The 13,055-nt window shown below is 42.2% G+C and carries 9 protein-coding genes; 3 read left to right on the top strand and 6 right to left on the bottom strand.

All coding sequences use genetic code 11. From position 1 onward, the window contains the following. Positions 1-30: 30 nt before the first annotated feature. From BLS33_RS18320 to BLS33_RS18300, 5 genes are all read right to left on the bottom strand, one after another. Positions 31-2,745 carry a PVC-type heme-binding CxxCH protein gene (locus tag BLS33_RS18320; RefSeq protein WP_089893005.1) on the bottom strand — a complete coding sequence of 905 codons (2,715 nt, stop codon included), beginning with the start codon at positions 2,743-2,745 and terminating at the stop codon, positions 31-33. Between the two features lie 59 nt (positions 2,746-2,804). Then, complete coding sequence (locus tag BLS33_RS18315; RefSeq protein WP_089893002.1) at positions 2,805-3,215, bottom strand: cupin domain-containing protein; 411 nt, start codon at positions 3,213-3,215, stop codon at positions 2,805-2,807. Positions 3,216-3,227: 12 nt separating this feature from the next. Next, positions 3,228-4,088 carry a phosphoenolpyruvate hydrolase family protein gene (locus BLS33_RS18310; RefSeq protein WP_089892999.1) on the bottom strand — a complete coding sequence of 287 codons (861 nt, stop codon included), beginning with the start codon at positions 4,086-4,088 and terminating at the stop codon, positions 3,228-3,230. Between the two features lie 74 nt (positions 4,089-4,162). Further along, positions 4,163-5,407 carry a Tm-1-like ATP-binding domain-containing protein gene (locus BLS33_RS18305; RefSeq protein ID WP_089892997.1) on the bottom strand — a complete coding sequence of 415 codons (1,245 nt, stop codon included), beginning with the start codon at positions 5,405-5,407 and terminating at the stop codon, positions 4,163-4,165. Between the two features lie 33 nt (positions 5,408-5,440). After that, on the bottom strand, positions 5,441-6,574 hold the full coding sequence (locus tag BLS33_RS18300; protein WP_089892994.1) for a glycerate kinase: 1,134 nt from the start codon (positions 6,572-6,574) through the stop codon (positions 5,441-5,443). 471 nt (positions 6,575-7,045) lie between these two features. Here BLS33_RS18300 and BLS33_RS18295 point away from each other — a divergent pair, with 471 nt between their 5' ends. The 3 genes from BLS33_RS18295 to BLS33_RS18285 are packed head-to-tail and all read left to right on the top strand — an operon-like array spanning position 7,046 to position 11,867. After that, on the top strand, positions 7,046-7,747 hold the full coding sequence (locus tag BLS33_RS18295; protein WP_089892991.1) for a 3-keto-disaccharide hydrolase: 702 nt from the start codon (positions 7,046-7,048) through the stop codon (positions 7,745-7,747). 52 nt (positions 7,748-7,799) lie between these two features. Beyond that, entirely contained in the window at positions 7,800-10,676 is a 2,877-nt protein-coding gene (locus BLS33_RS18290; protein WP_218129601.1) for a PVC-type heme-binding CxxCH protein, read from the top strand. A 21-nt stretch (positions 10,677-10,697) separates the two neighbouring features. Then, positions 10,698-11,867, top strand: a complete 1,170-nt coding sequence (locus BLS33_RS18285) for an FG-GAP repeat domain-containing protein (protein ID WP_089892988.1) — start codon at positions 10,698-10,700, stop codon at positions 11,865-11,867. Between the two features lie 45 nt (positions 11,868-11,912). Here the strand turns inward: BLS33_RS18285 and BLS33_RS18280 are convergent, their stop codons facing one another. Continuing rightward, positions 11,913-13,037 (bottom strand): aldose epimerase family protein, encoded by a 1,125-nt coding sequence (locus tag BLS33_RS18280; RefSeq protein WP_089892985.1) that lies wholly within the window; start codon positions 13,035-13,037, stop codon positions 11,913-11,915. Between the last annotated feature and the right edge of the window lie 18 nt (positions 13,038-13,055).

Here is a 13,055-nt window from a genome sequence, read left to right as displayed (position 1 = left end):
ATATATTTTTTATGTACATTTCAATCGTTTCTAAACATCGGTATCGCCTGAACCATTTGATTCGGAAGCGGTAACTATAATTTCGCCCTGCATCATTCTCCAATGACCGGGAAATGTACAAACAAATGGATATCGACCTGGCGTATCAGGCAGTTTGATGATTACCGATCCCGATTCACCCGGCCCTAACATCGCTGTTGCTCCTAATACGTATCTAGAATTTGGCACGTACCCCATCTTTTCCGCTTCAGGTTTAGTCACAAAGCTATCGACCATGGGGCCAAAAAATTCTAAGCTTCCAGATTGTATCACAACAAGATTATGGGGCATTTGATCTTTGTTATTCAATTTTATTTCAACGGTCTGACCCGCTCGGGCCTTTAAAATTTTCTTATCGAATGCCATTTCTTGACTGACCGTATTCAGGGTCAGCGTAACATCGGCCTTGATTTTTCCGATTTTTCCAATTCCAAGGTCAATAAATTGCTCTCCGCCCGTATTTCGGCAATGTACTGCTATTACGTTCTTGCCTTTTTTAAACAACTTTCCTTTTTCTTCGTTGAGCCTTAAATATTTATAATCACCGCTAGCCCCTTTTTCTTCCATCAAGAGTGTGCCGTTTACAAATACCTCGTAATCATCGTCATGGGAAATTTTGAGTACCGGTTCTGTCAGCTCTTCATCAATATTCACTGTACGCCGCAGCCATATGTCTCTTGAAGTCCATTTTGTTTTTGTCTGTTCGGTATTTGTGCTGCCGAATAGCCCTTCTCCTTCTTTCCATGGACTATCGTCAAAATTGGTCGACATCCAATCATCGGCAGGTTTATCTTCCGTGTAACTCCACATCACTTTCTTTTCTGCTGCGGAAGGCACTAAAATTTCAACCGAGGCAGCAGCGACCGTTTCATAGTCGAGCTCTCTAAAATAAATCTTCATAGCGGATTTTAGCCATTTGTCATCAACATTGGAGGCGTCGTTCGATACTTTTTCCATTTCGGTATACAGTTCACTTGATTCTGGCAACTCTGCCGCCTTCAAGATTGCCGCTAATCGTATTTTAGGATCTGCATCGGTCAAAAGTCCTGATTCTGCCAAGTGCGCACTCCCCTCCATCGTCCCCGGTAATAAGGAAATCGCAGCTCTTTTAACCGCATAGGAATTACTTGACAATGCCTTTGTAACTGCCGCGTTGGCATTGTCGTTCGAACCATTTAATGCGCCTAGCCCATCGAGTGTCCACAGTGCATGCAATGCACCTGCATTCAGTCCATTTTTGTCCGTCTTGTTATCATTTTCCGCCAAAACAATAAGTTCGGGAATCAGTGCTACTTTTTTCTCCTCCACAATCAAGCGCTGCGCAGTAGTACGCCAGAACATATTATCACTTTGCAATGCCGCCAACAATGTCTCGTCATCATTCCTTGCCAAATTTTCAATTTCCGATTCATCTGCATCTTTATATCTTATAATATAAATACGGCCGTGGCCATAGTCTCTAAGCTTGTTGATGTGTGCATTTCCCTCCCCTTTATCTGCATTCCATATTTGGTTATCCATTCCGCGTTTGTCAGGGTTGTGCTGAATTACAGGATTATACCAATCGGCGACCCATATATTTCCATCGGGACCGGTTTCCGCAAACACCGGAGCCGTCCACGCGTCGGTACTGGCGAAAATGTTGCCTCCGTCTACTTCCTTGTAGCCCGCTCCATCCTTTATAATTTTAGCAATATGCACCAAATGACCGGTAGGCTCACTTACATACATTTGATTTTGATACTCCTCGGGATAGTTTCTCGCCGTATAAAAATTAGCTCCGGCAGCAGCCGTATAGCCTCCTCTTACATCGACCTGTTGTAATGGAATCGTATCAACCGGGGAAATTTCGTAATGCCCTTGAATGAAATCGGCATTTTGGCCCCATGAGGGCATTTTATCTAAATAATCGTAATATTTTAGAGGAATACCCACATAACAACAATGGTTATTGTTTGCCGTGGATCCGAAAATTTCGAAGTTCTCATTGAATCCCAGCCCCCAGGTATTGTTGTTAAACTGACCTACAGGCTGCAAAAAGGAACCATCTTTTGCGAATCGATAGACGCCCATTTTAAAATTAACGGGAGCTCCTTGAAATTGATTTTCAAAACCAGAATAGCCTACGGATCCCCAGATTGCATTATCAAGACCGTATCGCAAACTGGAAGGACCGGCATGCGTATCAAAAGTTCCGAACCCATCAAAAAGCACCGTGCGTTTGTCCATTTTATCATCGCCGTCGGTATCTTGTAAAAACACCATTTCAGGCGCCTGGGCGACAATAACCCCACCTTTGACAACGGTTATTCCTGTCGACAGACTTTGATCGGTCGCAAAATCAATAAACTTATCCGCCTCGCCATCGCCATCTGTATCTTCGCATATCGTAATACGGTCACCACCAACGTCATTGCTCAGACCATGGGGATAATCTTTCGATTGTACGACCCAAAGCCTTCCCCTTTCGTCCCAAGTAAAAGCAATGGGATTAATAATATTCGGCTCGGCAGCAAACAACTCGGCAGTAAAACCCTCTGGGAGTTGAATGTGTTTTTGAGAATCTTCCGGACTCAATGGTAACTGAACCCGTGGTGTACCTTCGGTATAGGTCAACGCCGGAGGCGGTTCTTTTTCACCCGTACAGGCCGATATAAAGACCAAGACACTTAACGCTAATGAAACGTGAAACTGTGATTTTTTCATTGTTTGATTTTTAATTTTTGGGATACTTTCAATTCTGTATTACCCCCTAGTAAATTCTCCTATTTTCGAGATCGATAGCCGGCATAAGGTTCCTTATCACTTACATCAAGGGTACCCGCTTCCCATCCGTCAGGAGGGGATAAAACCGCTAAAAACTCCAGCTCGCCCTCACCGGCATTGAAAGTGGCATGAACAACATCGGCATCAATATATACGGAATCGCCTTCTTCCAAAAATTGCATTTCATCTTCGATCCACTGTTCTGCACGCCCTTTTAAAATATATAGAATTTCATGCATTTTAGGATGTACATGAAAGTCATGCCCCGCACCCTCGGGCACTATGACCTTCACCATATAAGAGTCGGCCTTTTTAATAATCTCAGGGTGATAGTGCCAGTAATGATCTCGTCCGAAGGCCTCTTCGAACATCATATCTTTTTGCTTGACAAACTTCCAGTTCTTAGCCATTGCCAAAAAGTACTAAAGAGTTAAAGATTTGAATTCTTTTGTCAAATTGGTCAGTGACTTTTCGACTCCCATTCTTTCTAAAGAAGACGCACCCACAAACCCATGCAACCCACTGACATGATCTAAAGTATAGCGTACATCTTCGGGGGTATTAATGGGTCCGCCATGCGCCAAGAAAAAAGTATCATGGTTCGCTTTTTTAACCGCGTCAACAATCGCCTGTGTGCGCTCTAAAGCAGCATCCATTGAAACCGTCGCCCCAGTAACTCCTATAGAACCACCAACCGTGGTACCAACATGCGCAATTATGGCATCTGCGCCTGCATCGGCCATTTGTACGGCTTCTTCCGGTTTGGCTACATACACGATGGAAAACATATCCATTCTAGTGGCCAAGTTTACCATTTCAACTTCTTTCTGAAAACCCATTCCGGTTTCTTCCAGAACGTTCCTGAAATGTCCGTCAATAATGGAATGTGTCGGAAAGTTGTTTACTCCGGAAAAACCCATATCCTTCACCTGTCCCAGAAAATGCCACATTCTTCGGCGCGGATCACTACCGTGAACACCACAGATTACAGGAATTTCTTCAACTACGGGCAACACTTCAAATTCACCTATTTCCATGGCTACAGCATTGGCATCGCCATAAGCCATCATACCGGCAGTAGAACCGTGACCAGACATTCTAAAGCGGCCTGAATTGTAAATTATAAGAAGGTCGGCCCCGCCTTTCTCTATGAATTTAGCGCTAATTCCCGTACCAGCACCTGCAGCTATAATCGCCTTCTTTTGATCGACAACGGCCTGCAAGCGGTCTCTGACTTCTTGTTTTGTGTAAGGGTTTCCTTTCCCTGTCCATGGATTTGGCATAGTATTCTCTTTATTTGATATTTGGTTATTTTTTCTATTCTTGTTAATTCAGTCTTATTTTATTCTTCCCTATCTCAATCCTTAAGGATATCTAATAGCGATTCGGTGGCTTTCTTTGCAAATGCAACAGTATTGATATTTTCTGGAACCTCTACAACTCTAATCGAACTGTTCACGTTATTTTTAATTGCATCAAACAAAACCTGATCTATTTCAGGATTGTGGAACACCTCATCTTTACCGCCTATTTTTGAAAGTCCTCCCAAGGGTAATAATACAGTGACCGGCGCGTTCGATACATTTATTTTTTCGGCAATGAGCTCACCTAATATTTTGTTCTCCTCTTTATTTGTCCGCATTAGCGTGACATCGGGAGCCCAACTATAAAGCTGTCTGTCTTTATATTTTGCAGGCACCGTATCCAAACCTCCAAAGTTCACCATGTCTAAACATCCCGGCACCACAACCTGCGGGAGTCCCTTTAGCGAACCGCCCGTTAAACGATTCGGACCAGCACTGCAGATACCACCACAAAGTTCATCGGCCAATTCGGTAGTAGTAATGTCGAGAATCGCATCGAAGCAGCCATCAAGGGTCAATGCTTCCATCGTCATGCCGCCCACGCCCACCGAATGAAAGGCCATCACTTCATACCCTTTGGATTTCAGCAATTCAGAGCATTTATCGACACATAGGGTCGTATTTCCAAAAACACTTATAGCGATGCTACCAGCGCTATCTTTTACTTCCGATATTTTGGCATTGGCCATACCACAAATGGCACCCGCTGCCTGACTTATCAATACGCGGCTAATACGGTTCAAGCCCGCTACATCAACAATTGATGGCATTAAAGTAATGTCTTTGCTGCCTATGTGACCAGAAAGGTCTTTAGTCGCCAACGTGCTCAAACAAAGTTTAGGAATACCAAAAGGTAGTGCTTTCATCGCTTCTAGTGCTATAAAAGTGCCGCCTCCACCGCCCATTCCAATAATTCCGTCGATACGATTATCAGACAAAAGTTCGGTAATAATTTTAGCGGTTCCCTCGCCCATTTTTTTAATCGCAATGCCACGATCTTTATTTTCTCGCAAAATAGTGATTTCAGTTCCTGCTGCCTTAGCAACCGTATCAGCTTCATATGTGATAGGAAAAAGTTCCGTGGTTCCTAAAATTCCCGTATTTATGGAGACAACTTCAACCCCCATTTGTATTAAAGAAGTATAGAGGTAACCGAAATCTTCTCCCTTTGTATCAAAGCAACCAATCATCACTATTTGACGATTTCTTAAAATATGCGTTTTAGGTTCGGCACCCATTTATACCATCATTTTCATATTAAACCCCATCATCTATCGGAAGCATTTTATAGTTCCTATAATATTTTTTACGCTATTTTGAATGAGTTTAGGAGCTTCAGTTATGGCTTGATGCAAATCCATGGGTTCATTTACAATCGAATACACCCCACAAACTCCCATGTCATAAATAGGTTCTATATCCTCCCCTATTTTGCCTGTAATCACAACTACCGGAACCCTATATTTTTTTGCCATTTTTGCTATCCCGGCAATGGTCTTTCCGTGTAAGGTCTGGCCATCTATTTTTCCTTCGCCGGTAATCACCAAATCCGCACTTTTGATATACTCTTCCATTTTTAAAGTCTCCAAGACCAATTCGATCCCATTAACGAGTCTGCCTTTCATAAACGCCATAAGTGCAGCCCCTATTCCTCCTGCAGCACCTGCGCCAGGTGTTTCTGCGATGTCTATTTGGAGTTCGGATTTAATTATAGCCGCCAAATGAGCCAAGTTTTTATCCAATTTCAACAAGTCTTCATGGCTTCCGCCTTTTTGACCCCCGTATACCATGGAAGCTCCGTTCTGACCGGTCAAGGGATTGGAAACATCGCAGGCAACAACCACTTCACAACGTGATAATCTATCATCAAAATTGCTCAAGTCAATGTTATTCAATTCGTTTAAGCTTCCACCACCTTCGTTTAATTCTTCTCCTTTTTTATTCAGGAACTTGGCGCCCAATGCCCGTGCCATTCCGGCTCCCCCGTCATTTGTTGCGCTACCACCTATACCAATTATTATTTTAGTACACCCATTGTCCAACGCATCTTTGATCAATTGTCCCGTACCATAAGTCGAAGTCAACATGGGGTTTTTCTCATTTTCTTTCAGCAGTTCCAAACCCGATGCTAAAGCCATCTCGATTACCGCCGTTTTTTTATCCTCCAATATTCCATATGATGCTTTTATACTTCGCATCAAAGGATCTTTTACAACTACCTCAACAAACTTGCCTCCTGAACCTTGCATTAGCGTTTCTAAAAGTCCCTCGCCACCATCCGATATTGGAATTTTAAAGACTTCCACATCAGAGATTGCCTCGAATACGCCCATAGCAATGGCAGTCGCCACTTCTTTTGCTGAAAGGCATTCCTTGAAAGAATCGGGTGCAATAACAATATTCATTAATAATTTATTTTAAAAATGGTTTTGAATTTACAACAAACTGAAAAACTTTCACTTTAAAATTTACTTAGGATGATCGACCCACTAAAAACCATGGTTTCTTCCCTCTCTTTTTGTTTAAAATTTATACTTTGAAACGGTATGATAATTATCTCCTGGCTTTAAAAGAATAAGACCGTTAATTCGACCTTAAAATTATAATAATCACTTTTCAATTGCCACCATGTCGTTTTTAAACGACAACGGGTTACAAAGTGTGTTTTCATGATACAATTGAATACAGCTAATGGCAATACCCCCTTGTCTCATCTCGTCAAATGTTAAAAACCTGAACGAGAAAATTATTAAAAATCGATTCCTTGACAACTCTAGTATTTCATAAAGTTGGGAAAGATGCAGCACATCAAAATTAAATTTCTAATTTTAGAACATATGTAGTTTCAGCCAAAACATTCCAACACCATAAATAAAATGAAATTTAATTTTCCTAAAAAATTAAAAGTGAAATTCCATGAATGGATTGTTAACAAAAGTGCATTGCGATACTATCGTTCTACGCTCTTTATACTACTCTTAATCGTCGCGTGCTGCAAGTCTCCGGCTACCGAAACCCATTCGCTTTTTGATGGTAAAACTTTTACCGGCTGGGAGGGCGATACCCTGAATATTTGGAAAATCGAGAATGGGATGTTGATTGGCGGTTCCCTTGAGCAAACCGTACCCCACAATGATTTCTTATGCACCGATCGTAACTTCGCCAATTTTATTTTAAAATTAAAAATCAAATTGACCGGAGAAGAGGGCTTTATCAATTCGGGAATTCAATTTCGAAGTGTTAGGATGAAGGACCCCGATTACGAAATGATAGGCTATCAAGCAGATTGGGGCGAAAATTATTGGGCAAGTCTTTATGATGAATCCCGTAGGAGAAAAACACTGGTCGCCCCTGATTCACTTCAGGTACTTCAGTGGATAAAGAAAGACGATTGGAACGATTACGAAGTACATGCCGAAAATCGAAGGATTCGATTGTATATCAATGGGCATGAAACGGTAGACTATACCGAGGAAGACCTTAATATACCCCAATCTGGACTCATAGGCCTTCAGATTCACGGGGGAGGTAAGGCAGAAGTAGCTTTTAAAGACATTGTTATCAAAGAATTGAAATAAAAAAATACAAGGTCGCTGTACAACCGAACTACAAAATTTGAATTCCATACTTATGCAAAAAAGTTATTTACTTAGAGTCATTATTCCCATGCTCCTTTTTGCATCCTTATTTACAGCCTGTCGACAGGATAAAAAAGAAGAGACCGGCGAAAATCAAGTACGTGATTCTACGATTATTGACCGTGAATATTCACTTGAAGCAAGTATGCTGGGTTACTTCGCTAAAGATGGAACAAGAAACCCCACCTTACGCGCCAATAAAGGTGATCGTGTTCGTATTACCATTACCAATGGTGAGACTATGACCCACGACATTGCTATGGAAAAGACAGGTATAAAAAGTGGTACATTGCTTGAGAAAGGCTCCACTACGAACATCACCTTTTGGGCCGAGAACGATGATACTTATTATTGTACGGTTCCCGGGCACCGAGCCGCGGGAATGGTAGGAAATTTTCGAATTGTAGAAGGTGACCTGTCTGCTCCCGTAGTTACGGGAATCGTACCCATGGAAGATGGAAAACCTTTAAATGTAGGTTTCGAAAGAGGAAACCTCAGCGATTGGAAAGCCGAAGGAGAAGCCTTTAAAAACCCACTTTTCAACAGGTCTTCTCCCGTACATGAGGAAAATACACCTCTTGCATTTGATGGCGATTTCTTTCTGAGCAGTGGGGGAACGACAAACTACAAACTAAAAGGAACCCTTACTTCGGTACCCTTCGAGGTCACCTACCCATTTGCCTCTTTTAGGGTTTCCGGTGGTGCTTTGGCCGATACACGGGTAGAAATCGTCGAGGCCGAAACAGACGAAGTCATTTTTAAATCATCAGGTCAAGGTCGCGTGACGATGCAACCTGTAGTGGTCGATTTGAATGATTACCTTAAAAAAAATATCTTTATCCGAATTATCGATAATGAGAGCGGTACTTCTCCTATCCCCTATATCCGCGACGATATTTGGGCACACATCAGTTTCGACGATTTTCTGTTTTACCCGACCCGTCCCAGTTTCCCCAATGAGCTCTTTCAAAAAGATATCATCGTAATGCCTCCCTTGGACCCCATAGTAAACTCGGGACTATCGGGTAAAGAAGCGGCAAAAGCCATGACACTTCCAGACGGATTCAAAGTTACTTTGGCAGCGGCCGAGCCTGATGTCGTTCGCCCTATCAGTTTTACTATTGATGCCCGCGGAAGACTCTGGGTCGTAGAAGCTCATACCTATCCTGTTCCCGCAGCCAAAGGTAAGGGCAGGGATCGCATTTTGATATTTGAGGATACCAATGGCGACGGAACTTTAGATAAAAGAAAAATCTTTATAGAAGGTTTGAACATGGCCAGTGGTATTGAAGTCGGAATGGGCGGTGTTTGGGTCGGTGCCGCTCCCTATCTTTTGTTCATTCCGATTGACAAGGCCAATGACAAACCGGCCGGACCTCCTGAAATACTACTCGATGGCTGGGGGCTCGACGACACACATGAAGTGCTTAACAACCTACGCTGGGGACCCGATGGCTGGTTGTATGGTGTACATGGGATTTTCACCCATTCCAATGTCGGTAAACCCGGCGCCACCGAAGACGAACGTACAAAGTTGAATGGTGCGGTATGGCGATACCATCCTACGCAACATGAATTTGAAGTCTTCTCAGAAGGTACGAGCAACCCATGGGGAATTGATTTCAACGACCACGGGCACCCCTTTATTACCGTCTGCGTCATTCCGCACATGTATCATGTTATTCAAGGTGCCAGATACCAACGCCAGGCAGGTAAACACTTTAATCCATACACCTATGACGACATTAAGACAATTGGTGACCACGTGCATTACTTGGGTGATCGTGGGCCGCATGCAGGGAATTTTAGATCGGCAGCCGCTGGTGGAGGTCATGCTCATGCAGGTGCCATGATTTATTTAGGCGGAACCACATGGCCCAAAGAATACCATAATACCATTTTCATGAACAATATCAATGGGTCGATATTAAATAATGATCTATTGACACGATCCGGCTCGGGATATTTAGCTTCCCATAAAAAGGATTTTTTAGAAATGAACGATTCGTGGTCGCAGTGGTTGAATTTTAAATATGACGCCAGCGGTTCGGTATTTGCCATAGATTGGTATGATCAAAACCAATGCCACAGTCCGAACCCAGATGTACACGATAAAACGTTGGGCCGTATTTTTAAGATTACGCATAAAAACGACAAGTGGGTAAAAGTTGACTTGAACAAAGCCTCCGATATCGAACTCGTGAATTATCAGTTGCATGAAAATGAGTGGTATGTTCGTCAGGCACGTACCTTGCTTCAAGAGCGTGGCGGAAATCCGGAAACACATAAGGCCCTCAAAAAAATATTGGCCGAAAACTTTGATGTGACACGAAAATTAAGGGCGCTGTGGACGCTGCATGTAACCAATGGCCTTTCCGAAGCCGAGTTACGCGACATGCTCAATCATTCCGATGAAAACATACGAAGCTGGGCCATTCAACTGCTTACAGAAAATAAAAAGGTTACCCCTGAAACCCTCGAGCACTTCGTTAATATATCAAAAAACGATAATTCGGCCTTGGTACGGCTCTATTTAACTTCGGGCACGCTAAGGTTGACGCCTGAACAACGGTGGGAAGTTTTAGAGGGACTTCTTCAAAGGTCGGAGGACATCAATGACCATAATCTGCCCTTGATGCTATGGTATGCCGCAGAACCTTTGGCGGCCATTGATGCACAACGTCTATTAGAAATGGCGGAGAACACCCAAATACCCAATTTTCTTGACTATTCCATTCGAAGAATAGGAGCAATCAACACTACCGCTTCAAAAAAAGCCCTTCAAGATGCAAAGAAACGATTCGCAAATCAAGGTTCTGAAAATGTTAGTATATATGGGAGGATGATCGATTCCATTTTAAATAAATAGCAACACTAAAAAACAAATGCAATGAAAACTGGTTTTGGTATACGGAGTATTATAATGCTCTTTTTTGTAGGGGCACAACTAGTTTGCGGACAATCGAAAACCTCGACGGATTTTAATAAAACTGTTATTACCCGCGATTTTATTTCGGAGGGTGTAGCGGTTGCCGACTTGAATAAAGATGGAAAATTAGATATTGTAGCGGGATATTATTGGTTCGAGGCTCCTTCTTGGGAGCGACATGAAATGGCACCTTCACGATTATTTAATCCCCATAAGGAATACAGTGAATCATTTTTGAATTTAGGAATGGATGTAAATTTAGATGGATGGGACGATGTTGTCATTATCGACTACCCGGGCAAACCAGGATTTTGGTTTGAAAACCCTAAAAATAAGGAAGGTGTATGGCAAAAACATATTATTGCAGATTCTATAGGAATCTCCAACGAATCACCAGGTTTTATAGACATAGATGGAGATGGAAGACTCGATATTCTCTGTGGTGATGTTGCAAAAAAACAAATCGTCTGGTTACAGGCGCCATTACGCACAGGTGAAACTGAATGGAAGCGTTTTGCACTCAGTATGGAAAATGTTCCCGGAACGGAACAATATTCCCATGGCATCGGGTATGGTGATGTAAACAACGATGGTATTGAAGATGTAGTCGTTACCGAAGGATGGTTTGAAGGAAAAAAAGATAAGAACTCTGCAGATTGGGTATTTCATGCCGCCAATCTAGGGGAACCTTGTTCGCATATGCAAGTACTTGATGTCAATGGTGATGGCACCAAAGATGTTGTAAGCGCTTCCGCCCACAAACTAGGGGTCTGGTGGCACGAACAAGACGAAAACCACAATTTCAACACTCATTTAATAAGCACAACAACTGCACAAACCCATGCTTCTATAATGGCCGATTTAAATAATGACGGACGAGCAGATTATATAACAGGCAAACGATTTCTTGCCCATAACGGCAATGATGCAGGTGATGCCGAAACCCCGTACTTATTCTGGATAGAATTTACACCGGAAACTCCTCCATATTTCAAAGAACACTTAATCGATTCTGATTCTGGTGCAGGTCTAAATATTGCAGTTCGTGACATGAACAAAGACAATAAACCCGACATTGTAATTGCCAACAAAAACGGCGTTTTTCTTTTTGAGAATACAATGAAAAATTGAAATGCTTTTAAGAGTTCAATACTATATTTCTCAAAGCACGAGACACTAAGGTGTAACACCAAATTTGTAAACTACCAATTCATCATATTTTTCTCCGGGCTTAAACAAGGTAGACGGAAAGTTTGTATGGTTTGGACTATCGGGAAAATGCTGGGTTTCAAGACAAAATGCCATATTATCCGCATATTGAATATTATTCTTTCCAATGAATTTATTACCGATAGTATTGCCAGAATAAAACTGTACTCCCGGTTGTGTCGTTGAAACAGTTAGCGTTCTACCTGATTTGGGCTCTACGACCTCAATCACCTCTTCAAACTTGTTCAAAGGTTTATTGAAAGCATAGCAATAATGGTAACCATTAAAATCCAATTTCTTAATATTCTCACCGATACGGGTCATTGTGGTCAAGTCCCAATCAGTGTTGTTAACGGTAGCAATAGTACCTACGGGAATAATTTCATCATCTATTTCGGTATAGTTGTCGGCCGCTATTTTAATCGAATGATCATATATTGGTTCTCGACACCCATTAAGATTAAAATAACTGTGTTGCGTCATATTTACATTCGTGGTCTTATCGGTAGTGGCCTCAAAATGTACTTCAACCGAATTGTCATCGGTCAAGGTGTAGGTAACATAGGTCTCTAAATTCCCCGGAAATCCTTTTGACCCGTCTTTAGATAAATAATGCAATTTTACAGCCTTTGTATCCCCGTTCTCCACCACTTGGGCATCCCAAACTACCCTATCAAATTCGTTTCCACCGTGGAGCGTATATGCCCCCGCATTCTGTTCAAGTTGGTAGATGACGCCTCCAATTTCAAAACGCCCATTTCTGATTCGGTTGGCAAATCGGCCAATAGTCGCACCAAAACACGGATTACCCTCTTGATACTGTTTTAGATTATCAAAACCTAACACTACATCACCCAATACTCCTTTGTTGTCAGGCACTAATATTGAGGTTATGATGCCGCCGAAATTGGTTATTTTGACCTGTACCCCATTGCTGTTGGTCAATGTATAGTGAAATACTTCCTTACCATCGATCTCTCCCCACTGCTCTTCCTGCACCCCGGCAACCTCAATCGTCTTACATCCGAATAAAATCAGTGACCCTAAAAAAACAATAGCTGATTTATGAAATTTGTTTCTCTGGCTTTTCATTTTGAAATTCGCAGTCCT

This window comes from Kriegella aquimaris, from assembly GCF_900103215.1.
Taxonomy (GTDB): Bacteria; Bacteroidota; Bacteroidia; order Flavobacteriales; family Flavobacteriaceae; genus Kriegella; species Kriegella aquimaris.
This window is presented reverse-complemented; position numbering and strand designations above follow the sequence as displayed.

What these genes read in the sequence shown, in the direction of transcription:
- BLS33_RS18290 (WP_218129601.1), top strand. Translation starts at nt 7,800, where the DNA reads ATGCAAAAAAGTTATTTACTTAGAGTCATTATTCCCATGCTCCTTTTT.
- BLS33_RS18285 (WP_089892988.1), top strand. Translation starts at nt 10,698, where the DNA reads ATGAAAACTGGTTTTGGTATACGGAGTATTATAATGCTCTTTTTTGTA.
- BLS33_RS18300 (WP_089892994.1), bottom strand. Translation starts at nt 6,574, where the DNA reads ATGAATATTGTTATTGCACCCGATTCTTTCAAGGAATGCCTTTCAGCA.
- BLS33_RS18305 (WP_089892997.1), bottom strand. Translation starts at nt 5,407, where the DNA reads ATGGGTGCCGAACCTAAAACGCATATTTTAAGAAATCGTCAAATAGTG.
- BLS33_RS18315 (WP_089893002.1), bottom strand. Translation starts at nt 3,215, where the DNA reads ATGGCTAAGAACTGGAAGTTTGTCAAGCAAAAAGATATGATGTTCGAA.
- BLS33_RS18295 (WP_089892991.1), top strand. Translation starts at nt 7,046, where the DNA reads ATGAAATTTAATTTTCCTAAAAAATTAAAAGTGAAATTCCATGAATGG.
- BLS33_RS18280 (WP_089892985.1), bottom strand. Translation starts at nt 13,037, where the DNA reads ATGAAAAGCCAGAGAAACAAATTTCATAAATCAGCTATTGTTTTTTTA.
- BLS33_RS18310 (WP_089892999.1), bottom strand. Translation starts at nt 4,088, where the DNA reads ATGCCAAATCCATGGACAGGGAAAGGAAACCCTTACACAAAACAAGAA.
- BLS33_RS18320 (WP_089893005.1), bottom strand. Translation starts at nt 2,745, where the DNA reads ATGAAAAAATCACAGTTTCACGTTTCATTAGCGTTAAGTGTCTTGGTC.